Raw genomic sequence first — 24,612 nt, forward strand, 5'->3', positions numbered from 1 at the left:
ACCAATTGCTTTACATTTTGTTATTATTCTAATTAAAAAGCTAGGAGTGGGAATTTGGTTGGGTCAGTTAAAAAGGGGTTTATTGTAGGATTACAGACAACATGGACATTAGGGAAAATCATTTTTCCAGTTACATTAATAGTGACGATTTTACAATACACTGTTATTCTACAATGGATTATGAAAAGCATATCACCTTTGATGGGCTTGTTTGGACTATCAGGAGATGCAGCAATCCCGTTGGTTCTAGGGAATTTTCTCAATCTGTATGCTGCTATCGGTGCGATTTTAACACTTGATTTGACTGTAAAAGAAGTATTTATTTTAGCTGTGATGTTATCGTTTTCTCATAACTTGATAATAGAGTCAAGCGTTGCTGCAAGAGTAGGGGTAAAGCTCTGGATAATGATGGTTACTCGTATAGGATTAGCAGTTATATCAGCTTTCATGATTAATATTCTGTGGGCAGGCGGAAATGAGTTAGCTCAATATGGATTGATATCCAAGGAAGAAGAAGTTGTTACAGGCTGGGGAAGTATCATCGTGGCTGGGGTAGAGAAGGGCTTAATAGGTATTTTACAACTTGCACTTATCGTTATTCCACTTATGATCGGTATACAAATATTAAAAGATCTAAAATGGTTAGAGACGTTCTCCAAGTGGATGTCACCCTTGACGAAATTATTAGGTATGAAGGAGAATACGTCAACAACCTTAGCAGCTGGACTTTTATTTGGACTTGCATATGGATCTGGTGTGATGATTCAAGCAGTGAAGGAAGACGGTGTGTCTAAAAAAGATACTGTACTTGCATTTATATTTCTCGTTTCATGCCATGCTGTTATTGAAGATACACTCGTATTTATACCTTTAGGAATTCCAATTTTACCATTGTTATTAATACGTGTTTTCGTTGCAATACTATTAACGATGATTGTCGCTTTTATATGGAAAAAAGCAGAGTTACATAACAGAAAGGAAGCTAACTATGACCATTAAGACGATACTGTTTGATTTAGATGGAACATTGATTGACACGAATGAATTAATTATCCAATCGTTTATGCATACATTAGAACAGTACTACCCTAATGATTACTCAAGAGAAGATGTGCTCGAATTCATTGGTCCACCGTTGTACGAATCATTACACTCAGTAGATAAAGATCGTGTTGAGGATATGGTAAAAACCTATCGCGAGTTTAATTTAGCAAATCATGATTTACTCGTAAAGGAATATGATAGTGTGTTTGATACCGTTAAAGCACTACACGAGCAAAAATTCAAGTTAGGAATTGTGACAACAAAAATGAGGTTAACGACAACAATGGGGCTAAAGCTCACAAACCTAGATCAGTTCTTTGATGTTGTCATTACTTTAGATGATGTTGAACGTGCAAAACCAGATCCTGAGCCAATTCATAAAGCATTACAGCAACTGAATGCTCTTCCACATGAAGCGATTATGGTCGGTGATAATCATCATGACATGTTGGCAGGGCAAAATGCTGGAACAAAAACTGCCGCCGTAGGGTGGGCGATCAAAGGTAGAGAACATTTAACACAATACAGCCCAGATTATGTTTTAGATAAAATGAGTGATTTACTCTCCATTGTAAAGGCTGAGAATCAGTGAGAAAAACAACAAGATATCCTGTAAATGGAGCAAATTCATTATGGCATGTTTATAAAACAGTCCCCTTTTGGAAAGTAGTAAAAAACTTTATCGTTATCCAAACAGCTCGCTATACGCCATTTTTAGGGATGAAAAACTGGTTATATCGTACATTTTTAAGAATGAAAGTTGGCGAACAAACATCTTTTGCATTAATGGTAATGCTAGATGTCATGTTTCCAGAAAAAATTACTGTAGGACGAAATACTGTGATTGGCTACAATACAACAATATTAGCACATGAATACTTAATTGAAGAGTACCGTCTTGGCGATGTTATAATTGGAGATGAGGTGCTAATTGGGGCTAACTCCACTATTTTACCTGGTGTAGTAATTGGTGATCGTGCGATAGTGTCTGCAGGGACGCTTGTACATAAAGATGTACCTGCTGGAGCATTTGTAGGCGGGAATCCCATGAAGATGATTTACACGAAAGAAGAGATGGAAAAACGTATCGAAAATGGTGTTAACGATAAAATCATGGGCTAATGCTTACATAGAAAAGAACCTGTTTCAACAAACAGGTTCTTATTTATAATATAGGCTTTTCTCGAGTTGGTAGCTGCTTTTGGTGCTAGTAATAAATATTGCCTATTTAAAGTTTAATCTTTAAGTTAGTAAAAATGGTGCGTTAACCTAGTCCCTTCAGATCACTTCATCCTAAAGTAAATTGTACCTTCAGTGCTTCACGGGACTTCGAACAAGCCTTTCAATTTTTACAGCTTTTTAGCTACTTGGGGAAAATGCCCTCTCATGCTTGATGAGACTACCCAGTCGTCTCCACTTTATTGTTTTCATGCTTGTTTTCAGAGAAAAACCACTTCATCATAGGTGGTGTAACGATTGTTGTAATTAGGACTACAACTACAATTACTGCAAATAATTCTTGGCTTAGCAATGCGGCTTCTAGTCCTATCGCTGCAATAATTAATGCTACTTCACCTCTTGATACCATACCAGATCCGATACCCATAGAACTTCTCCAATTGAACCCAGCGGCTTTTGCACCAACTGCTGAACCAAGTAGTTTTGTAAGGATAGCTACGATACTAAGAATGACGATTAGTCCAATGTTATCACCAATGCCGAATAATTCTACAGTAACACCAATTGATGTGAAAAATACAGGTACAAAAATCGAGTAGCTGATTGTTTCTACTTTTTCGAACACTTCATGTTTATGATTAGTTAAACTGATCGCAACACCAGCAATGTAGGCACCAATAATTGCTGCAACACCTGCATACTCAGCGATAAACGCATAGGTAAAACAAATGATTAAGGCTGCAGAAATGACTGACTCAGTTACTTTTAATGGTGCAAACTTATTTAATACCCAAGGGACTACTTTCCAAGCTAAGCCTATAGCTACGGCGAAGAAGATAACTTTCTTTATAATTACTTCCCCTAAATGAACATCCCCACCTGCTAAGCTCATTAAAAAGGCCAATGATACGATAACGAGAATATCATCAATGACAGCTGCTCCTAATATCGTTGCACCTTCTTTTGATTTAAGCTTATTCATTTCTTTCAATGCTTGGACTGAAATACTTACGCTTGTAGCAGAAAGTAATAATCCAAGAAATATAGCTTCAAATGTAGGTAAACCAATAATTACTCCTGATAAATATCCGATTGATAAAGGTACGATGATTCCAAGTACACCTACGTAAGTTGAAGCTTTTCCAGTGCGTTTAAATTCATCAACATCGGTTTCTAAGCCCGCAATAAACATTAATAAAATGACACCGATTTGACTAATTTCACTCAAGATTTCTGTATCGTTAACGATTCCTAAAACGGTAGGGCCTAATACAATCCCTATTAATAACTTACCTAGAACAGATGGCTGGCCTAGCCTGACACTAATATCCCCTGCTATTTTTGAAGCAAATAAAATAGCTGCTAATTCAATAATAAGCACTGCTTATCTCCCCCTCTTTGTATACGTAATAATCAACTATAGTGCTCGTAGAATTCTTTTTCTCTAGTAAAAGACCTTTAAAAAGTAATAATTCCTCAGTAAACATCCGTGTTTAGTGGTGTTTTTGTCGATATTACTCCAATGTTTAATACGACTCACTTCTTAAAAAGATTCAAGAATTCATTATTTCTTTCGTAATATTCAACTTGTGTAATAGTAGGTTATATTAGTATCTCTCCTTTCCATCATTTTTTATCTAGAATGAATGAAGTAACTTTTGGTACTCTATTCATTATTTTTCTCACAAAAAAACCCTTACCAATGATGGTAAAGGTTTTTTACATAAAAAGGCCTTTACCAAATGATAAAGGTCTCGCTAACAACGTATGTTGCCAACAAAGCCGAGAGTATGATACTCCGTAATGACGACTTTGCTGTAAAAGCTACTCCCCTTTAGGAGAAAATTTAATTATATAAATGATCATAAAATAAACATTATAATTTTGTCAATTAATTAGGCTCTGTTGGTAAAAATTGTTGCTCTAGCTTCTAAACTATAAGCTGGGATTTGTTTTATCGAAAAAAAGGTGCCATCAGTTTTAGTTGTATACGTGTTTATTTTTTATTACGAGAAACAACAATCTTTAGGTAAACAGCCATTTATTAATATGGCTATTTACCCATTATTTGTATATTTAATGCTGTACGTATGCAATATGGTATTTTTTTAACTTCTCACAGACACCTTTTAGAATACAGCTACCTGTAGGTCACTACAGTATAAGCAGCAGAAGATTAAATTAATAAGCTCTTTATAATATTATTTTAAAATAATAAAACCTCATTGTGAACAAATTAAATCATGAGCAATATATAACAATTTGTATCTTGACGGATGATAAAAGCCAAGTTACAATACTAAAAACTTTAATTTATTAGCAAATTAGCGAACTAAAGTGTTTTGGTTCAATTTTGGAATAAATTTCTATGTAGCTAGCGCGTAATTGACATGGCCTCCGGTGCTTGTAAGGGGTGCCTAAGGCGCTGAAGCTTCACAAATTATTAACTAAAGGGCGGATTGAAATGCAGAAGCTTTTTATGTTTGAAAAGCCATTAGGTATGAGAGACACATTACCTTCTTTGTATGAAACTAAAAAAGAACTTAGGAGTGAGTTACTAAGTGGGATTGAGCAATGGGGTTATCAGCTGATTGAGACGCCAACGCTAGAGTATTATGATACCGTAGGGTCATCATCAGCGATTGCGGATAGGCAGCTGTTTAAACTCTTGGACCAGCAAGGTCATACGTTAGTTTTACGGCCGGATATGACAGCCCCTATTGCTAGGGTAGCTGCATCAAAATTATTAGCAAATAAGAACCCGTTACGTCTTGCCTATTCAGCAAACGTTTATCGCGCTCAACAGCGCGAGGGAGGACGTCCAGCAGAGTTTGAACAGGTTGGAATTGAGTGTATAGGTGATCAGACACTAAGTGCAGACGCCGAAGTGATCGCTCTGCTAGTATCTTTATTACAAAATATTGGGTTAGAGACATTTGCAGTTACTGTTGGTCACATCGGATTTGTTAATGAATTATTTTTAGAAACGGTCGGTAATGAAGAACGTGCTAACACGTTGCGACGCTTCTTATATGAAAAAAACTTTGTCGGATATAAAGAACATGTGAAAGGTTTGTCTCTATCATCTATTGATAAAAAACGTTTATTACAATTATTACATTTACGTGGTGACGAAAATATCATAGAGGATGCTATGCAGCTTGTTGACGGGGAGAGAGGTAAACAATTGCTTCTGGAATTGCAACTAGTATGTGAGCACCTACGATCGTTTGGTGTTTCCCAATTTATAAAATTAGATCTTACATTATTGAGCCATATGAGCTATTATACAGGTCTTTTATTTGAAGTATATGCAGAAAATGTAGGTTTCTTACTTGGAAACGGTGGGCGCTATGATAATCTACTATCCAAATTTCATGTTGATGCACCAGCAACAGGGTTTGGAATAAGGATAGATCGTCTATTAGAAGCGCTTGGATATTGTGGTCAAGAACCTCTTATTCATAGCGTCATTTACAGCTCTGATAACTTAAAACGAGCAATCGAGTTTGCAGACGAACGTAGAAAGAATGGTGAGCGTGTCATACTCCAAGATATATCTGGCCTTACGAACGTCGATGCTTATACAAAATCTTTTGCACAGGTTTCTTTTTTTATAGGAGAACAAAGCTGAAATTAATATATTGTATCTCATCACAGAAGGGAGATGAATAGGCTTGCTTACTATTGCTATGCCAAAGGGGCGCATTTTTACGGAAGCAGTTGAATTACTGAGAAAGGCTGGCTATCGGTTGCCTAATAAATTTGAAGCTTCACGTAAGTTGATTATAGATGTAGAGGAAGAACAAATTCAATTTATCCTTGCTAAGCCGATGGATGTGACAACGTATGTTGAATACGGTGTAGCTGATCTCGGTATCGCAGGCAAGGATGTCATGCTCGAAGAAGAGCGAGATGTATATGAGCTACTTGATCTTTATATTAGTCATTGTTATTTAGCAGTTGCTGGATTGCCCGGTGTAAAAACAACAGATGTCGCACCCAAAGTAGCGACAAAATATCCAAATATTGCATCTACGTATTTTAGAGAGCAGGGAGAGCAAGTTGAAATTATAAAACTGAATGGTTCTATAGAATTAGCACCTCTCATCGGCTTAGCTGATCGCATCGTTGATATCGTTTCAACAGGTCAGACTTTGCGGGAAAATGGACTTGTTGAAATGGAGCATATAGGACATGTAACTTCGAGACTAATTGTAAATCCAGTAAGCTATCGAATGAAGGAACAACAAATTGATGAGCTTGTTGAACGTCTTGCATCAATTATTGAGCAACTCGATTTTGCAATGGATGGTGAAAAAATGCTATGAACATAAAACGGGTATCAAAGGACATGACGTTGAAGCGAACAATTGATAGTGGAACAGAACAGCAGAGACAGTCAGTATTATCAATTATTGAGCAAGTTAAAGCAGATGGAGATGTAGCTCTTAGAGATTTAACAACGAAGTATGATGGTGTTCAGCTATCCTCTTTTCGTGTGACTGATGAAGAAATCTCAACTGCTTATGAAAAAGTAGATCAAACACTCATACAAGTAATGAGAGAGGCAGCAGAAAATATCCGAGATTATCACCAACGTCAAGTACGACAAACATGGATATCGATGAAAGAGGACGGATCATTATTAGGGCAAAAGATTACGCCGCTTGATGCTGTAGGGGTATATGTTCCTGGGGGAACGGCGGCTTACCCGTCTTCTGTCTTAATGAATGTCATACCCGCACAGGTTGCAGGCGTTGAACGCATCGTTATTGTTTCACCTCCTAAACATGATGGAGCGTTACCTCCCGCAGTTATTGTAGCTGCACATGAAGCAGGAATTAAAGAAATATATAAAATTGGAGGAGCACAAGCCATAGCGGCGCTTGCGTATGGGACTGAATCAATTCGTTCTGTTGATAAAATAGTCGGTCCAGGAAATATATATGTAGCACTTGCGAAACGTGAAGTGTTTGGGCATGTTGCTATTGATATGATAGCGGGACCTAGTGAAATTGTTGTATTAGCAGATGATACAGCTAATGCAAATGAAATTGCTGCTGATTTATTATCGCAAGCAGAGCATGATGCATTAGCCTCAAGCATCGTTGTGACACCGTCTATAGAACTTGCAAAACAAGTACAGCATGAGATTGAAAAACAACTTGAAACATTACCGCGTAAAGAAATCGCTTATGCATCATTACGAGATTATGGAGCGATCTATGTCACAAATAATTTAGTGGAAGCCATTGATGTTGTAAATGAACTTGCACCAGAACATCTAGAAATTATGACCATAGACCCAATGTCTATTGTAGCAAGTATTCGTCATGCTGGTGCTATCTTTCTTGGAAGGTATAGTTCAGAGCCAGTTGGTGATTATTTTGCTGGACCGAACCATGTTCTTCCAACTAATGGGACTGCGCGTTTTTCAAGTCCTCTTTCAGTGGATGACTATGTTAAAAAATCAAGCATTATTTCATATAGTAAGGATGCGTTAATTACTAACGGAGCAAAGATTGCTTCTTTTGCACGAGCTGAAGGATTAGAAGCACATGCCCGTGCCATAGAGGTTCGTTTACCAACAGCTGATAAGGAGGGGTCATGATGAGGAATACGAGTGTAAATAGAGAGACGAATGAAACATCGATTCAGCTATCATTTGATATTGATGGGAAGGGAAATGCTGACCTTGAAACGGGTGTTCCATTTCTAACACATATGTTAGATCTGTTTACCAAGCATGGACAATTTGATTTAGCAATACGTGCAAATGGTGACACTGAAATTGATGATCATCATACGACAGAGGATATAGGTATTTGTTTAGGACAAGCGCTAAGAGAAGCTCTTGGTAATAAGAGTGGAATTAAAAGATACGGAAATGCTTTCGTACCTATGGATGAAGCACTAGCACAGGTTGTCGTTGACCTCAGTAATCGCCCTCACTTTGTAATGAAGGGTGACTTGCCTAGTAAACGTGTCGGTTCCTTTGATACTGAGCTCGTTCATGAATTTCTTTGGAAGCTTGCGCTTGAGGCGCGTATAAATTTACATGTAATTATTCATTATGGTCATAATACACATCATATGATTGAAGCGGTGTTTAAAGCATTAGGTCGAGCGCTTGATGAAGCAACTATGATCGATCCGAGAGTAAAAGGGGTACCATCTACGAAAGGGTTGTTATAAATGATCGGCATTGTTGATTATGGTATGGGGAATTTATATAGCGTGAGTAAAGCATTAGAAAGGATGGGTGTTGACTATGTTATAACTGATGACCAGCGTCTGCTAAAACAAGCGAAAGGTTTAATTCTTCCGGGCGTTGGAGCATTTAAAGACGCGATGGCAATTTTAAACGACAGCGGATTGACTACATTTTTGAAGGATTGTGCTCAGCAAAGGAAACCACTCCTCGGTATTTGCCTAGGTATGCAGTTATTGTTTGATGAAAGTGAAGAAAATGGACTAACAGAGGGGCTTGGCTTAATTAAGGGACGTGTCGTCCGCTTTCCTCAAAATGACGCTTATAAAATACCACATATGGGATGGAATAAACTACATGTTAGCCAACCTTCATCACTTCTAGAAGGTGTGAAAAATGGATATGTATATTTTGTACATTCTTATTATGTTCAAGCAGGTAAGCAGTCAGATGTGATCGCAAGTAGTGAGTATGCTGTGGATGTTCCAGCTGTGGTTGGTAAGGGTAATGTCTTTGGAACGCAATTTCACCCAGAAAAAAGCAGTGATACAGGCTTAAGAATACTAGAAAACTTTGTAGCGCTTGTTGAAGGGAAGGTGTTGTCGTCATGAAACAATTTATGATTTATCCAGCGATTGATATTAGAAATGGCAAATGCGTTAGATTATTACAGGGCGACTACGCTAAAGAAACGATTTATGGAGAATCGCCATTAGCAATGGCGCAGCTCTTCGAAAATCAAGGAGCAACTTGGATTCATACTGTCGATTTAGATGGAGCAAAAGAGGGAAAGCCAGTGAATGACAGTAAAGTCATTGACATTGCTGAACAATTACAAGCAAACGTACAGGTTGGTGGTGGAATTCGGACAGAGGCTGACATCGTCTATTATCTAGAGAAGGGTATTAAGCGCATTATTTTAGGAAGTGCAGCAATTAACAACCCACCTTTTGTCAAAGAAATGCTTAAGAAATATCAGCAACATATTGCCATAGGTATCGATGCAAAAGATGGTTATGCAGCGATAGAAGGTTGGCTGGAGACGTCGACAATCAAAGCGACTGTAATTGGTAAGGAGCTTGCAGAACATGGAGCGGAAACTTTTATCTTTACAGATATTAAGACAGATGGCATGCTGTCAGGTCCTAACACCAATGCCGTCGTTGAAATGGCACAAGCTACGAATAAGCAGGTTATTGCATCAGGTGGAATTTCCTCACTTGATGATGTGAAGAGCTTAATGCAATACAAGCAAATAGGTGTAAGTGGTGCGATTATTGGAAAGGCGCTATACACGAATCAATTTACTGTAAGTGAGGCAGTGAGTGCGGTGAAAGACATATGATTACGAAGCGGATAATTCCATGTTTAGATGTCAAGGAAGGAAGAGTTGTGAAGGGAATCCAGTTTGTTGAACTACGCGATGCAGGTGACCCTGTTGAATTAGCCTCCTTCTATGATCAAGAGGGTGCAGATGAGTTAGTCTTTTTAGACATATCCGCTTCACATGAAGGAAGAAAAACGATGGTTGACGTCGTGCAAAGTGTTGCTGGTCAGCTAGCCATTCCGTTCACGGTTGGTGGTGGCATTAATAGTTTAGCAGATATGAAAAAGATGTTGCGTGCAGGTGCTGACAAAGTTTCAATAAACACAGCGGCTGTTAACAACCCTCACCTTATCACTGAAGGGGCAAATTATTTTGGTTCACAATGCATTGTCGTAGCGATTGACGCAAAATATGATAAAACGATTCAAACATGGCGAGTGTTTACACACGGAGGAAGGAAGGCAACTGAATGGCGCGTTATTGACTGGGCGAAAGAGGTTGTTAGACGCGGGGCAGGAGAAATTTTATTAACGAGTATGGATAGTGATGGTGAAAAGAGTGGTTTTGATATTGATTTGACGAAAGAAGTAAGCATGGCGGTTTCTGTACCTGTAATCGCATCTGGAGGAGCGGGTCGTGCAGCTCATTTTGTCGAGGCATTTACTGAAGGGAAGGCTGATGCTGCATTAGCTGCATCAATTTTTCATTACAAGGAAACATCAGTTAGAGAGGTAAAAACCTTTTTACATCAGAAGGGGGTGCATGTAAGGTGACGGTACCACATCTTACATTTAATGACCAAGGATTAGTGCCTGCAATTGTTCAAGATATCGTCAGTAAGGAAGTATTAATGTTAGCATATATGAATGAGGATTCTTTAGAAAAGTCTATCGAGACGGGAGAAACATGGTTTTATAGTCGCTCTAGACAACAGTTGTGGCATAAAGGCGCAACATCAGGAAACACTCAAAAAATTATTGAAATGAAGTATGATTGTGATAAGGATGCATTACTAGTACTCGTTGAGCCAGCGGGTGTAGCTTGTCACAAAGGCACATATACATGCTTCACAGAAGAAATTGTAAGTGCAAAAGAACGGCTAGGACATGAACGTTTTGCTATTATAAATCAGTTAGAGCAAATTATTGCAAAAAGAGAAACAGAACGTGAAGAAGGCTCTTATACTACGTATTTATTTGATAAAGGTGTAGATAAAATATTGAAAAAGGTAGGAGAAGAAGCCGCGGAGGTCATTATTGCAGCAAAAAATCGTAATAGTGATGAACTCACCTGGGAGACAGCTGACTTACTTTATCACTTACTCGTATTGTTACGTGAGCAGAAGCTCCCATTAGATGATGTGCTAAATGTTTTAGAAAAAAGGCATAAGCAATAAATTGAACTTTCCAATCTCGAAGGTTTATTTAGGAGAGAGAAGAAATTGTGTCAACGACGATAAAATTCCACCTAGTATTTTTGAGTATAGATCAAGCTAGGTGGAATTTTGACGTTTTTCAATTGATATACTAAGCAGTATCTTTTTTAGGCAGTAGCGCAATTAATATTAGACTAACAATGGCAAATCCGAGAACAACGTAATATACAGAGTGAAGAGAGAAGGTTAGTCCATCTTGAAGTATTTGTTTTACACCTTCAGACAGCTGATTCCTTTCTTCCTCATTAAGTAAAATATTTGCTGAATTAATCGTTAACCCTTCAGTGTTGGTTTCCTGTTCATGAATATATCGCTGAAACTGATTGTTTAAGATTCCTCCAAGTAGAGCCGCACCTATTGTATTACCAACATTTCGCATGAACATGTTTGCTGCTGTGGCGACCCCCCGTTGTTTCCAGTCAACTGTACTTTGAATAGAAACAATAAAAGAAGTAGTCGTTAATCCCATCCCTACACCGATAAAAAATGAGCCAGTGGCAGCAGTAATAGGTCCTGCATCAGGAGACATGAAAACAAATATCATGCTTCCGAATATTAATGAAGCCCCACCGAACAAGGATGTTGTTCTAAAGCCGATTTTCAATAATAACCTACCAGCAATAGTCGCTGCAATTGGCCAACCGATACTCATCGTCGTCAATGTAAAACCAGCAACAATCGGTGACTGTTCCATGACCCCTTGTACAAATGCAGGTAGGAAACTAGAAATTCCAATAAGCATAATGCCTGTTGTCAAAGAAGCCATATTAGCAATAAATATGGAGCGCTCTTTCCATAAGTTAAAGGGCATCATCGGATCTACAGCACGTCTTTCTTGAAAAACGAATAACGTAATTGCAATGATTCCTATCGTTAGTAGACCTAATGTAGGTAGTGAAGTCCACGACTGATTATTACCGCCTTCGACGAGAATAAACATAAAGGAAGAAATTGAAATGGTCAATAGTACAGCACCAAGGTAGTCAATGTCATGTTTCTTTTTTTCAACGTCTTCATGAAGAAAAGCCCATAAAGCGATGATGGCCAAAATACCAAGTGGAATATTAACCCAAAAGACATACCGCCAGCTAACGTACTCAACTAATAGCCCGCCTAAAGCAGGGCCGGTAATTGCAGAAATTCCCCAAACACTTGATAAATATCCTTGGATTTTGGCTCTTTCCTCTTTTGTATAAATATCACCGACAATGGTTGAAGCGATCGGCATAACAGCACCTGCTCCAAATCCCTGTATGACACGAAAAAGAATTAGCATGCCCATTGATTGAGCAAATCCACATAATATAGAGCCTAATAAGAAAATGATAATACCAAAGGTAATAACTGGTTTGCGACCAAATAAATCAGACAGTTTACCATAAATAAGTACTGTAACAGCATTCATTAATAAATATCCTGAAAAAACCCAGCTATATAAGGAAAAACCCCCTAATTCTCCAACAATGACTGGCATAGCGGTAGATACAATGGTAGCTTCGATAGCAGCCATAAACATAGCAAGCATCACAGCAGCCAGGACTAAAGGTTTTTTTGTTTGCTTTTTCATTGGGACATTTGCAATATCATCTGCGGCTTGTCTCATAGGGTTGCTCCTTCCTCTTAAACGCACATTATTATAGTATTATAACCTAAAACTTACACTGTTTTTGGACAACATATGTATGTTATACTACCATCGGTGAAATGAACTTAATTTTAAGTATTTAATTTAATAAGTAGCAGAAATTATTTATGGCTGTTTACACTTTAAATGTTGTTTTTTGTGCTAAGAGTTAAATCTGTATACCATTAGGTTTGTGAATGTGACTACTCTCATCATAAATGGTTTTGGGTTATTAGTACCAACAGCAACAAATTTTTTGGAAAGAGCCAGTTTAAATATTAAGAAAGAATTGTATGTGTACCTCATGCGCCATCAACGCGAGGTCATAAAGTCAAAATGCAAGAAGATTAACGAGTAATCTTCCTGTCATTTCATCTAATTTAGCAGATATATTAATGAGTAGTATTGTCCACAAGGCGTGGACTGATTTTGGTGAATCTAGCACCTTATGTTTAACAGGAAATACACTTTTGAACAAATTGAGTGTTCAAGTAGGAAGATATTTTTATGGAGGCATGAATGGGGAAAAACTCAAAACAATCAGCGATTATCATTCCATTTCAAGATGATGAGAAACTTTTCTTGAAAGGAAAAAAAGCTTATCGAAATAGCGATTTATATAAAGCGAAGAAGTATTTATCTCGTGCAATACAACTGAAACCAAATGAGCCGGAGTATTTATGTCAAATGGCGATCGTTCTTATGGAGAATGGAGAGTTTCAGCAATCAAATATTATGTTAGCTAATATATTGGAAAATGTAGACCCAACGATGGTGGAATGTTCATATTTTATGGCAAATAATTATGCTCACCTAGGGTTATTTCAAATGTCACGCAAATATGCGCTTGAGTATCTTAAACAAGCTCCAAATGGAGAATTTAGTGAAGATACTGAGGATCTACTCGAGCTGTTAAGTATTGAATATGATGTAAGCACAGAAGCGCAAGATAGTGAGGAAGATGCGCTCATCTTAAATCAAGAAAGAGCGCGAAGCTTGTTAGAAGATGGTCAGTTTTCAGAAGCTATACAATTATTAAACTCTATGATTAAGGAAAACCCTGAATTTTGGTCAGCTTATAATAATTTAGCGTTAGCACATTTCTACTTAGGCGATTTAAATCGTGCTATACAAATCCTTGACGAGGTTTTTGATAAAAATCCTGGGAATCTACACGCGCTTTGCAATATGGTTATCTTCTTTTATTACCATAAAGAAGATGAGCTTGTTAAGCCACTTATCAATAAACTTGAAAAAGTATACCCAATCACGGTTGAGCATCGCTACAAGCTTGGAGCGACCTTTGCGCTAGTAGGAGAGTCTAAGCTAGCCTACAAGTGGTTAAAACAGCTTTATAAACAAGGGTTTGAAGGTGATGGCACGTATTATTATTGGCTAGCAAATGCCGCGTATTACTCTGATCACGAAAGCTTTGCAAAGAATATATGGAAAAAAGTTATTGAACTCAGTCCAGATAGGCACGGCACAGAGCCTTGGAAAGTGCATGTTGCTCATGAGGTTGTTAAAGGCGCAAACTCACTATTGAAGAGTGACAATAAATATGAACGATTATATGGTTTGTTTTTAGTTAGTCAAGGAAGTAATGTTGAACCAACTGGCATTTATCAAGAAAATGATCAAACAAAATATACAACATTTGAAAGTGAGTTTGCTCATTATATGACAGATAAAATTAGCCAGAAGGGATTAAATAGTCATACAGACTACATTAAGAATTCATACATGATATTGGATCATATTTTTAAAAGCAATAAACTGAGTCATGTAGAAATGGCTGACCTTTTCAACAAGGCATGCTTAGTATTTGATAATGGAATAATTATGAAATATGAACTTTTGAATACACAAGCTTGGGCTGCAGCAATTGAATATAAATGGAAAAAGTTATTACGTAAAAAAGTTACTCAACGAGAGGTTGCCTTAAAATATGATGTTTCGGTAAAAACTGTTTCAAAATATGGTGAATTTGTGAATGTTCTTCTTCAGTGAGCAGATTATTGGACGATTCATTCAGTGTCTTATAGGATACAATTAAGGAAAGGCGCTTTTCGTATACTTTGTTGCTATGTTAAAAACTAAAACAGCACATAAGTATTTATGAGATTATCATCGTTAATAAAGATAAAAGGATGCTTGGAACTTTACGTGCTTATATCTTAATACGAAAAGTAACAATCAATGCGAAAACAGCCAAAGGAAAAGGTATTATATATTCATTGACTTATAGAGATGTTCTAAGTGAAAGAACATTTTATAACATTCTTATGAATGAATCAGTTAATAATGAAGGAGTGAATAAAATGGCAGAAGATACAATTTACGATGTAGTAATTATTGGAGCAGGACCTGCTGGAATGACAGCAGCGGTATATACATCAAGAGCTAATTTGTCAACGATTATGGTGGAACGTGGTGTTCCTGGTGGTCAAATGGCGAACACTGAGGACGTTGAGAACTTTCCGGGATTTGAATCAATCTTAGGGCCAGAGTTATCTGATAAAATGTTCGAGCATTCGAAGAAATTTGGTGCTGAATATGCATATGGCGATATTAAGGAAATTATAGATGGTGAAGAGTATAAAACTGTGGTCACTAGTAGTAAGGAATTAAAAGCAAGAGCAGTTATTATTGCCACTGGTGCAGAATATAAAAAACTAGGAGTGCCTGGTGAAAATGAACTAGGTGGTCGAGGTGTATCATATTGCGCAGTTTGTGATGGAGCCTTTTTTAAAGGAAAAGAACTGGTTGTTGTAGGTGGTGGAGATTCTGCAGTAGAGGAAGGGGTATACCTAACTCGTTATGCATCTAAAGTGACGATTGTTCATCGTCGTGATCAGCTTCGAGCGCAACAAATACTACAACAGCGTGCATTTGATAATGACAAGATTGATTTTATTTGGAACCATACTGTGAAACAGGTTAATGAAAAAGACGGAAAAGTGGGTAGTGTGACACTAGTTGATACTCAAACAGGTGAAGAACAAGAATTTAATACTGATGGTGTGTTCATATACATCGGTTTAAATCCATTATCAAAACCGTTCGCAAACCTTGGTATTACGAATGATAATGGATATATTGAAACGAATGAGCAGATGGAGACGAAGATTCCTGGTATTTTTGCATCAGGAGACATTCGAGAAAAAACCGTTCGACAAATCGTTACAGCTACAGGTGATGGAAGTGTTGCAGCCCAAAGTGCAGCGCATTATATTGAAGAGTTAAAAGAGAAATCGAAATAATTATAACAAAACCGTAATAACGTTTTAACCGAGTTGTAACACAGGTGCAACAATTATTAGGTACTATAAATATAAGTAATTGACCCCCTTTTATAAATATATCCTTGGCACGGGAAATGACCCCGTGCCCTTTTTTTATATTACCTTATTTCGTGAGGATCCTCTAATTTTGAACGTTAGAGGTATACGTACTTATTTCTAAGACCGAAAAGTAATAACTAATGCGAAAACTAAATTATATAGGTATGTTATAAGCTATATTCTCTGTTTGTCATTTATGACAATACAACGACCTGAACGCAATGTCCTTTGCTTGTCTTCTGAAACAGATGATGCCAATCGTTAGCGATAGGACGGTTGATATTGAGTGGAAATGAGTGCCTTCCGTATTTGTTTTACACCATTTATTGTGACGAGCTAGTAGAAATAGTATAATTAATGGTATAAATACAACGAGGTGAAAGGCGTGCAAAGAGTAACTAATTGCGTCTTAGTTCATGAAGGTCAAGTATTACTTTTACAAAAGCCTAGTAGAGGCTGGTGGGTAGCACCTGGTGGCAAAATGGAACAGGGAGAATCCATTAGAGAATCTTGCATACGTGAATTTCGTGAAGAAACAGGTATATTTATAAAAGATCCAAGCATCAAAGGTATTTTCACAATATTGATAAAAGAGCAAAATCAAATCATTTCGGAATGGATGATGTTTACCTTTCTATCCACACAATTTGATGGTAGCAATGTGAAAGAGTCAGAGGAAGGGAAGGTTGCATGGCAGAAAGTGGATCAAATATCCAAGCTACCTATGGCGCCAGGTGACTATCACATTATTGACTATATGGTTAATGGAAAAGGTATCATTTATGGTACTTTCACATATACGCCGAACTTTGAGTTGCTTTCTTATCGATTAGATCCTAGTTAAACGTGTTTGAGGGGGTAATAGTATGAGTACTGGCTCAATGAGTGATATCCAAATGGTCATTATTACAGGAATGTCTGGTGCAGGGAAAACGGTAGCCATACAAAGCTTTGAAGATTTAGGATATTTTTGTGTTGATAATCTACCGCCTTCTTTACTTCCGAAATTTCTAGAACTTATGAAGGATTCCGGTAATAAGATGAATAAAGTAGCACTTGGAATGGACTTAAGAGGAAGAGAATTTTTTGAAACACTATTTGAAGCACTAGATGACATGGCAGAGAAATCGTGGATCACACCTCAAATCTTATTTTTAGATGCCAAGGATGCGACTTTAGTTAGTCGTTATAAAGAGACGAGGAGATCTCATCCGCTGTCTCAAGAAGGACTTCCTCTTGAAGGTATTCAGCTAGAAAGAAAAATGTTGGAAGAATTAAAGGGAAGAGCACAGCTGATTTATGATACATCGGATTTAAAACCTCGTGACTTGAGGGAAAAAATATTACAGCAGTTTGCAACCCAAGGTAAACAAATTTTTACTGTTAATGTTGTATCTTTTGGCTTTAAATATGGTTTGCCGATAGATGCTGATTTAGTCTTCGATGTTCGTTTTTTACCGAACCCTCATTATATTGATCATATGAGACCTAAAACTGGTCTCAATGAAGAAGTTTCATCATATGTATTAAAATGGAACGATACGCAAAAATTTTTAACAAAAGTTGTTGATTTATTGACTTTTATGCTGCCACATTATAAAAGAGAAGGAAAGAGCCAGCTCATCGTTGCAATTGGATGTACTGGTGGTCAGCACCGCTCCGTAACATTAGCGGAGTATTTAGGTCAGTATTTTGAAAATAGCTATAAAACTCGTATATCTCATCGAGATATTGACAAGCGAAAGGAAAAATAATACATGGAAAGAAAAAAACAGCCTAATATTGTAATTATAGGCGGAGGTACAGGCTTACCTGTCTTATTGCGGGGCTTAAAGCAATACCCTGTGAATATCACCGCTATCGTTACAGTGGCTGATGATGGTGGGAGCTCAGGAAGACTTAGAAACGAGCTTGACATTCCACCACCTGGTGATATTAGAAATGTGTTAGTAGCTTTATCAGATGTTGAACCATTGGTTGAAGAGTTGTTCCAGTATAGGTTTGAGGATGGCAATGGTTTGTCTGGACATTCATTGGGAAATATTATCTTAGCTGCAATGACAAATATAACAGGCGATTTTGTTCATGCAATTGGAGAAATGAGCAAAGTGTTAAACGTGAGAGGTCAAGTGTTACCAGCTGCTAATAGAAGCGTTAATTTGCATGCTGAAATGGCAGATGGAACATTGGTATCTGGAGAATCAAAAATACCTGATTATGGAAAGAAAATCCAACGTGTCTTTTTGACACCTGAAGATGTTAAGCCGCTTTCTGAGACAATAGCAGCAATACGCGAAGCAGATTTAATTGTTATTGGCCCCGGAAGTTTATATACAAGTATTTTACCTAACCTATTAGTTTCTAATATAGGAAAAGAGGTTTGTGCTGCAACAGCAAAAAAGGTCTATATGTGTAATGTGATGACTCAGTTTGGAGAAACATCAAACTATACAGCAAGTGACCATGTTAGAGCACTTTATGATCATATGAAATGCGATTTTCTTGATGTGATTATGGTGAATGAAGAGGAAATCCCTGCGTACATTATAGATAGATATGCAAAAGAAATGGCTCAACCAGTCATATATGATATCGAACGATTAAAGGATTTAGGGTTAGATATTATTCACGATAATATTATTAGCTTTGAAGATGGAGTCATTCGACATGACACAAAGAAAGTAGCATCTCTCTTATACTCACTTTTACAGAATGTTCACAAAATCCATGGAATGTAACGGTCGTATACAAAGTACTCATTTACCTTTTATGTACGAGTGTGATAGCATTTTAATGGAACTACTTAATTTTTGAATGCAAAATACAATTTTGTTTGTATTTGCATATACTAGTTATATTGGAAGGAGTCAAGGAGGTTGCTCAATGTAAGTAACCTCAGAGGTGACAGAAGCTATACCGCCTTATTCTGCGTCGACCTTTTTGTCCTCCTATTTAACGCGCATATAGATAAAAGGGGCTGAGAGGTATGTCATATGCATCAGAGACCAAAAAGGAACTCACAAATATTGAAATTAAAGATTGCTGTGCAAAGTCAGAGCTCTCTGCATTAATAAGAATGAATGGGTCATTAACTTTTTCAAATCGTAAACTCATTGTAACTATTCAAACTGAAAATGCAGCAATTGCAAGACGTATCTATACATTGCTAAAGAGATTGTATGATGTCTCAGTTGAACTATTAGTTAGAAAAAAAATGCGTTTGAAAAAGAATAATGTATATATTGTTCGCTTAATTGAAAGCGCTAAAGGTATTCTTGAAGACTTAAAAATCATCGATGAAGGTTTCTCGTTTCTTGGAAGGATTTCAGATGACTTAATTAAGAAAAAATGTTGTAAAAGATCTTATTTACGTGGAGCTTTTTTAGCAGGCGGATCGATCAATAATCCAGAAACGTCTTCATACCACCTAGAGATATTTTCGTTATATCGGGAACATAGTCAAGCACTTTGTGAATTAATGAACACCAGCTTTCAATTAAATTGTAAAATGATTGAAAGAAAAAAAGGCTTTGTAACGTATTTAAAAGAAGCTGAAAAGATTGCTGAATTTCTAAATATTATCGGTGCCCATAGTGCATTGTTAAGATTTGAAGATGTCCGTATTGTTAGAGACATGAGGAATTCAGTGAATCGCTTAGTGAACTGTGAGACTGCCAATTTAAATAAAACAGTCGGTGCAGCTATTAGGCAAGTAGAAAATATTCGGTATATTGATGAAACAGTAGGGCTTAGTTCACTTCCCGATAAGCTTCGAGTTATTGCAGAGCTAAGAATTACTTATCAAGATGTTACATTAAAGGAACTAGGTGAAATGCTACCTGGTGGAAGCATAAGTAAGTCAGGGATTAATCATCGCCTTCGAAAAATAGATGAAATCGCAGACAAGCTGCGATCAGGTCATTCTATTAAAACAAAATAATAGCTTTTGAAAAAGGGAGGAACATGAAATGGTTGAAAAAAAAGTAGAGGTACAATTGAAAACAGGATTACAAGCTCGACCAGCAGCTCTATTTGTTCAAGAGGCGAATCGTTACGCTTCAGATATTTTTTTAGAGAAGAATGGCAAAAAGGTAAATGCTAAAAGCATTATGGGCCTAATGAGCTTAGCGGTTAGCAATGGTTCAACAATTACATTGTATGCTGATGGGCAAGATGAAGAAGAAGCACTTGAAGCATTATGTAATTTTGTTATTCAAAATGGCTAAATAAAACCCTCTCACAACAGTGAGAGGGTTTTTTGCTTATTTAGTAAGTAGATGATTACTTCGCTGGGTGTAGAACTTTATCGATTAAGCCGTATTCTGTGGCTTTTTCAGCAGTCATAAAGTTATCACGCTCTGTATCACGTTCGATCACTTCTAATGGCTGACCAGTACGATCAGAAAGGATGCCATTTAATTTATCACGTAAGAATAAAATGCGCTTCGCAGCAATTTCTATTTCAGTTGCTTGACCTTGAGCACCACCTAGTGGTTGGTGAATCATCACTTCACTATTTGGTAAAGCAAAACGCTTGCCTTTCGTACCAGCAGCTAATAAAAATGCACCCATTGATGCTGCCATTCCTATACACATTGTTGAAACATTCGGTTTAATAAACTGCATCGTATCATAAATTGCCATTCCTGCAGTAATTGATCCTCCAGGACTATTTATATACAAAGAAATATCCTTTTCTGGGTCCTCTGCTGCAAGAAATAGAAATTGGGATACAATTGAGTTTGCTACATTATCATCTATAGCGCTACCTAACATTATAATACGATCCTTTAATAATCGTGAGTAAATGTCATATGCTCTTTCTCCGCGATTTGTCTGTTCGATAACAGTAGGAATTAGATTCAATTTAATTATCCTCCTTTTTAAACTTTATTTAGATATTTATGTAATTTTTATCATACACCTATGGTCAATAAAGGTCAAACGAAAAGTACTAACAATACTATCTTATTCATGTTTTTTTAAATCCATACCTGCTATACCTAAATACTACTGAATTCTGCTTGCATTGTACATCAATCTAACATATAATATTGAAAGCAATCTGTTATATGCCCTCGTAGTGTAGTGGATAGCACGAGAGATTCCGGTTCTCTTAGGGTGGGTTCGAATCCTGTCGAGGGCGTTACATAAGAGAAAAAACCTTCTTTTCAAAAGAAGGTTTTTTTTGTTCAAGAAACTTCGAAGGGAAGAGCGCCTTTAAATGATAGAGCTTCAGATAAATTAGGGCTTTTTAATAGTTGTCTAGATTCGCCTTGAGACGTTTCGCTTCAAACCATAAAGGCAAAAATCGCCTTCACAGTTTGAAGCTCTAACGCTTATCGAGGCTGAGCAAGTCGTCTCCACTTTTCTAACTGCACCTATCACCTCGAGTCGCTTCACCATTACACCCAAAGGCAAAGAGCGTCTTTATGTGTGATGATTCCAGCGCTTGTCGTGGATGACCAAGGAGCTTCCGTTTTTCTAGATGTCCAGCTTTGCCTCCTAGCCTCTCAAGGTCACTTCACCTTTTCATTCAAAGGCAAAGAGCGCCTACAAATGTAAAGCTTCCAGTGTTTATCGAGTCTGCTCAGTCGGCACCGCTTTTCTAACTTCCATTGTTTTACCATACACCTATTATCTCATATATTGTAAAATAGATATGGGGTGGAGAGCATGGAAATGAGACCGGGGTTATTTCAAGAACAAACGTTAAAGCTTACGATGACTAAGGAACTATCTCAAGCAATTGAGCTTCTTCAATATTCCTCTCAAGAACTACTTACCTTTTTACATGATATAGCTATAGAAAATCCTCTTGTTGAGATACAGGAAAGTACACCATTTGATATACCTAGAAAAAAAACTTCTAACACATCATCTCAAAGTAAGCAACATAATTGGTTGGAAAATATCGGGGGAGAGCCTGAAAAACTATACGATCATCTTCGTTCACAAATATTACTATTACCAATAAGTAATATAGAAAGAAATGTTGTTGATCATCTCATAGAAAATATAGATAATAACGGTTATCTTCATTTTGAGGCTCAAGATGTCATTAATCGCTTTGGGGTTACTGAGCAGGATATAACTAAATGTGTAGAAATTATTCAAAACCTTGATCCAGTGGGAGTTGGGGCAAGGAGTGTTCAAGAGTGCTTGCTTATACAGCTACAAAGGGATCAGCATAGGAACGAATTAGCTGAAGTTATTATTAAAGATTACTTTGAATTGTTTGCACAAAAATCGTGGAAGGCTTTGGCGAAGATTTTGAATGTAAAGCCTAAAGAGATTCAACAAATATTTGATCATATACAATTATTAGAGCCTCGTCCTGGACATATTTTTCATCATGAACAGACAACCTATATTATTCCTGATATAATTATTGAACGGAAAAATGGACATTTTGAAGCTGCTATTAACGAAGATTATTTTCCAAAGCTATCATTTAACGTCCAATATGAGCAAGACCTATCTAATGTAGACGATGAGAAAGTGAGTGCTTTTGTAAGAGAAAAAGGTTTACAATGGGGATGGATTATCAAAAGCCTCGAACAAAGAAAGCAGACGTTATTAAGTGTTACAAAACAAATCATATTGAGGCAGACGAATTTTTTTGTTCATGGGTTATCATCTTTGAAACCCCTTACAATGAGAGAGGTCGCAGAAGTAGTCGGATGTCATGAATCTACTGTCAGTAGAGCCGTTAAAGGAAAATATGTACAGACTCCCTTTGGTTTAGTTGAAATGAAGGTATTTTTCAGTAGTAGTCTCAATACGTCTTCTAATGAAGATGCTTCTTCAACAAGAGTTAAAGAGTTAATACAGCAAATGATAAACGAGGAAGACAAAGCAAGTCCGTTGTCTGACCAAAAACTAGTTAATCTGTTAAATAGAGATTTCAAAATCATTGTGTCACGAAGAACAATTGCAAAGTATAGAGATCAATTAGGTATCTTGTCTTCTTCAAAAAGAAAAAGATATGATTGAAGAAGGCGTTTTTGTTTTGAAAGGATGAAAGATATGAGCAAAACAGTAATCATGTATACGAAGGAAAACTGCCCTTTATGTGACAAAGCTCAAAAAATATTAGTTGAACTACAAGCTGAAATTCCTTTTCAACTTGAATTAACTGATATTTACAAGGATGATCAGCTATTAGAGAAATATCAGGTAATGATACCTGTAGTTGAGATAGCGGGCGAAGAAATTGCGTATGGAGTTATTCACAAAGATGTAATAAAAAAGCGCTTACAGCAAGGATTAAATGGTTGATTAAAGGGGTCAGTCCTGTTAGAATAAGAGTTGTAACAGGGGTGATTTTTTTTACCACATGCGGGACATAATATGTCATAGGTGGACTTAAAAAGTCCCGGATGGTAATTTCACCAATTTTAAGGAGAACTGCAATGCGTTCATTAATTGAAGTTCAACAAAAATTATTACCTAACCTTCTAGAGGTTATGCAAAGGCGCTATCAAGTTTTACAATATGTAAGGTTAATGCAACCTATAGGCAGAAGAAGTTTATCACTTAGCCTAGGTATGAGTGAAAGGGTCTTACGTGCTGAAGTACAATTCTTAAAGGATCAAGATTTACTTTCTGTACAAGCGTCTGGTATGACAATTACGAAAGATGGTGTCTACGTTCTTCGGCAGCTTGAGGAGATGATGAAGGAAATCTCTGGACTAAAGCTACTTGAAGAGAAGGTTAAGAAAAAATTAGGCCTACAAGAAGTAATTGTAGTATCAGGGGATAGTGATCAATCAGCTTGGGTTCAGAAAGAAATGGGCAGAGCGAGTGTTGCATGTATTAAAAAGCGCTTGAAAGATAACAGCATCGTTGCGGTAACTGGAGGTACGACTTTAGCTGCTGTAGCAGAGATGATGACTCCCAATACCGAAAGTAAGGAAACCTTATTTGTTCCTGCACGAGGTGGCTTAGGAGAGAATGTAAAAAATCAAGCGAATACGATATGTGCAAAAATGGCTGAAAAAGCAATGGGTAACTACCAACTGCTTCATGTCCCAGATCAAGTTAGTACTGAAGCCTACCAATCGATTATAGAAGAACCTGCGATTAAAGAGGTACTCACGCTTATAAAATCATCCAGTATAGTTATACATGGTATCGGAGACGCTAAAACTATGGCTATACGCCGAAAAACTTCAGATGAAGATATGAAGAAAATCGAAATGGCGAATGCTGTAGCAGAAGCCTTTGGATATTACTTTAATAAGCATGGAGAAGTCGTATATAAAGCTCAAACGATTGGCCTACAACTTGAAGACCTAAAACATAATAAATCAGTAATAGCAATTGCTGGTGGTGGCTCAAAGGCTAAAGCAATTAAAGCCTATTTTAAACAAACAAGTAACGCCTTGCTCATTACCGACGAAGGTGCTGCAAAAGAGTTAGTTAAGGGTTAATCCCTACCTA

At 37.1% G+C, this 24,612-nt stretch carries 24 protein-coding genes and 1 tRNA gene; 22 read left to right on the forward strand and 3 right to left on the reverse strand.

From position 1 onward, the window contains the following. The first annotated feature begins 54 nt into the window (after window positions 1-54). Genes SLH48_RS07355 through SLH48_RS07365 form a run of 3 tightly spaced genes read left to right on the forward strand, consistent with a single transcriptional unit; the run spans window position 55 to window position 2,166 of the window. Window positions 55-999, forward strand: a complete 945-nt coding sequence (locus SLH48_RS07355) for a nucleoside recognition domain-containing protein (RefSeq protein ID WP_320257627.1) — start codon at window positions 55-57, stop codon at window positions 997-999. After that, window positions 989-1,636 carry a pyrophosphatase PpaX gene (gene ppaX, locus SLH48_RS07360; RefSeq protein WP_214484221.1) on the forward strand — a complete coding sequence of 216 codons (648 nt, stop codon included), beginning with the start codon at window positions 989-991 and terminating at the stop codon, window positions 1,634-1,636. The genes SLH48_RS07355 and ppaX overlap by 11 nt, the downstream gene beginning before the upstream one ends. Next, complete coding sequence (locus SLH48_RS07365) at window positions 1,633-2,166, forward strand: acyltransferase (RefSeq protein ID WP_320257628.1); 534 nt, start codon at window positions 1,633-1,635, stop codon at window positions 2,164-2,166. Before ppaX ends, SLH48_RS07365 begins: the two co-directional genes overlap by 4 nt. 277 nt (window positions 2,167-2,443) lie before the next feature. On the opposite strand, the gene SLH48_RS07370 is transcribed toward SLH48_RS07365, so the two are convergent. Continuing rightward, window positions 2,444-3,604: a cation:proton antiporter gene (locus tag SLH48_RS07370; protein WP_214484219.1), complete on the reverse strand. Its 1,161-nt coding sequence runs from the start codon at window positions 3,602-3,604 to the stop codon at window positions 2,444-2,446. Between the two features lie 1,083 nt (window positions 3,605-4,687). Between SLH48_RS07370 and SLH48_RS07375 the strand changes: the two genes are divergently transcribed. From SLH48_RS07375 to hisIE, 8 genes are read left to right on the forward strand one after another with little or no spacing between them, the layout of a single operon-like run. Continuing rightward, window positions 4,688-5,857, forward strand: coding sequence for an ATP phosphoribosyltransferase regulatory subunit (locus SLH48_RS07375; protein WP_320257629.1), 1,170 nt, complete (start codon window positions 4,688-4,690; stop codon window positions 5,855-5,857). 58 nt (window positions 5,858-5,915) lie between these two features. After that, window positions 5,916-6,554, forward strand: a complete 639-nt coding sequence (hisG, locus tag SLH48_RS07380) for an ATP phosphoribosyltransferase (protein WP_320257878.1) — start codon at window positions 5,916-5,918, stop codon at window positions 6,552-6,554. Further along, complete coding sequence (hisD, locus tag SLH48_RS07385; protein WP_320257630.1) at window positions 6,551-7,837, forward strand: histidinol dehydrogenase; 1,287 nt, start codon at window positions 6,551-6,553, stop codon at window positions 7,835-7,837. The genes hisG and hisD overlap by 4 nt, the downstream gene beginning before the upstream one ends. Further along, entirely contained in the window at window positions 7,834-8,421 is a 588-nt protein-coding gene (hisB, locus tag SLH48_RS07390; protein ID WP_320257631.1) for an imidazoleglycerol-phosphate dehydratase HisB, read from the forward strand. The genes hisD and hisB overlap by 4 nt, the downstream gene beginning before the upstream one ends. Continuing rightward, on the forward strand, window positions 8,422-9,048 hold the full coding sequence (hisH, locus tag SLH48_RS07395; protein WP_320257632.1) for an imidazole glycerol phosphate synthase subunit HisH: 627 nt from the start codon (window positions 8,422-8,424) through the stop codon (window positions 9,046-9,048). Then, window positions 9,045-9,782: a 1-(5-phosphoribosyl)-5-[(5-phosphoribosylamino)methylideneamino]imidazole-4-carboxamide isomerase gene (gene hisA, locus SLH48_RS07400; RefSeq protein ID WP_320257633.1), complete on the forward strand. Its 738-nt coding sequence runs from the start codon at window positions 9,045-9,047 to the stop codon at window positions 9,780-9,782. The genes hisH and hisA overlap by 4 nt, the downstream gene beginning before the upstream one ends. After that, window positions 9,779-10,537 carry an imidazole glycerol phosphate synthase subunit HisF gene (gene hisF, locus SLH48_RS07405; protein WP_320257634.1) on the forward strand — a complete coding sequence of 253 codons (759 nt, stop codon included), beginning with the start codon at window positions 9,779-9,781 and terminating at the stop codon, window positions 10,535-10,537. The genes hisA and hisF overlap by 4 nt, the downstream gene beginning before the upstream one ends. Continuing rightward, a complete protein-coding gene (gene hisIE / locus SLH48_RS07410) occupies window positions 10,534-11,160 on the forward strand; it encodes a bifunctional phosphoribosyl-AMP cyclohydrolase/phosphoribosyl-ATP diphosphatase HisIE (protein ID WP_320257635.1) in 627 nt (208 codons plus the stop codon). The genes hisF and hisIE overlap by 4 nt, the downstream gene beginning before the upstream one ends. Window positions 11,161-11,290: 130 nt before the next feature. Here hisIE and SLH48_RS07415 read toward each other — a convergent pair whose 3' ends face one another. After that, complete coding sequence (locus SLH48_RS07415; RefSeq protein ID WP_320257636.1) at window positions 11,291-12,802, reverse strand: MDR family MFS transporter; 1,512 nt, start codon at window positions 12,800-12,802, stop codon at window positions 11,291-11,293. Window positions 12,803-13,342: 540 nt separating this feature from the next. On the opposite strand from SLH48_RS07415, the gene SLH48_RS07420 reads away from it, so the two are divergent. From SLH48_RS07420 to SLH48_RS07450, 7 genes are all read left to right on the forward strand, one after another. After that, window positions 13,343-14,833, forward strand: a complete 1,491-nt coding sequence (locus SLH48_RS07420) for a tetratricopeptide repeat protein (RefSeq protein ID WP_320257637.1) — start codon at window positions 13,343-13,345, stop codon at window positions 14,831-14,833. 311 nt (window positions 14,834-15,144) lie between these two features. Beyond that, window positions 15,145-16,086 (forward strand): thioredoxin-disulfide reductase, encoded by a 942-nt coding sequence (trxB, locus tag SLH48_RS07425; protein WP_320257638.1) that lies wholly within the window; start codon window positions 15,145-15,147, stop codon window positions 16,084-16,086. Between the two features lie 466 nt (window positions 16,087-16,552). Next, a complete protein-coding gene (locus tag SLH48_RS07430; RefSeq protein ID WP_214484208.1) occupies window positions 16,553-17,011 on the forward strand; it encodes an 8-oxo-dGTP diphosphatase in 459 nt (152 codons plus the stop codon). A gap of 22 nt (window positions 17,012-17,033) precedes the next feature. Beyond that, the gene (gene rapZ, locus SLH48_RS07435; RefSeq protein WP_214484207.1) at window positions 17,034-17,921 is read left to right on the forward strand and encodes an RNase adapter RapZ; all 888 of its coding nucleotides are present in this window, start codon (window positions 17,034-17,036) and stop codon (window positions 17,919-17,921) included. Between the two features lie 3 nt (window positions 17,922-17,924). Continuing rightward, on the forward strand, window positions 17,925-18,905 hold the full coding sequence (locus tag SLH48_RS07440; protein WP_320257639.1) for a YvcK family protein: 981 nt from the start codon (window positions 17,925-17,927) through the stop codon (window positions 18,903-18,905). Between the two features lie 248 nt (window positions 18,906-19,153). Continuing rightward, window positions 19,154-20,107, forward strand: coding sequence for a DNA-binding protein WhiA (whiA, locus tag SLH48_RS07445; RefSeq protein ID WP_214484205.1), 954 nt, complete (start codon window positions 19,154-19,156; stop codon window positions 20,105-20,107). Between the two features lie 28 nt (window positions 20,108-20,135). Next, a complete protein-coding gene (locus tag SLH48_RS07450; protein WP_214484204.1) occupies window positions 20,136-20,393 on the forward strand; it encodes an HPr family phosphocarrier protein in 258 nt (85 codons plus the stop codon). Window positions 20,394-20,448: 55 nt separating this feature from the next. Here the strand turns inward: SLH48_RS07450 and clpP are convergent, their stop codons facing one another. Further along, on the reverse strand, window positions 20,449-21,033 hold the full coding sequence (gene clpP, locus SLH48_RS07455; protein ID WP_320257640.1) for an ATP-dependent Clp endopeptidase proteolytic subunit ClpP: 585 nt from the start codon (window positions 21,031-21,033) through the stop codon (window positions 20,449-20,451). Window positions 21,034-21,241: 208 nt separating this feature from the next. Between clpP and SLH48_RS07460 the strand changes: the two genes are divergently transcribed. From SLH48_RS07460 to SLH48_RS07475, 4 genes are all read left to right on the forward strand, one after another. Then, window positions 21,242-21,313, forward strand: a tRNA-Arg gene (locus SLH48_RS07460). A gap of 530 nt (window positions 21,314-21,843) precedes the next feature. After that, window positions 21,844-23,163 (forward strand): RNA polymerase factor sigma-54, encoded by a 1,320-nt coding sequence (gene rpoN, locus SLH48_RS07465; RefSeq protein ID WP_320257641.1) that lies wholly within the window; start codon window positions 21,844-21,846, stop codon window positions 23,161-23,163. Between the two features lie 33 nt (window positions 23,164-23,196). After that, complete coding sequence (locus SLH48_RS07470) at window positions 23,197-23,448, forward strand: glutaredoxin family protein (RefSeq protein ID WP_320257642.1); 252 nt, start codon at window positions 23,197-23,199, stop codon at window positions 23,446-23,448. Between the two features lie 134 nt (window positions 23,449-23,582). Further along, window positions 23,583-24,602: a sugar-binding transcriptional regulator gene (locus SLH48_RS07475; protein ID WP_214483619.1), complete on the forward strand. Its 1,020-nt coding sequence runs from the start codon at window positions 23,583-23,585 to the stop codon at window positions 24,600-24,602. Window positions 24,603-24,612 lie beyond the last annotated feature (10 nt).

It is taken from the genome of Cytobacillus sp. IB215316, from assembly GCF_033963865.1.
Classification (GTDB): domain Bacteria; phylum Bacillota; class Bacilli; order Bacillales; family SM2101; genus Nanhaiella; species Nanhaiella sioensis.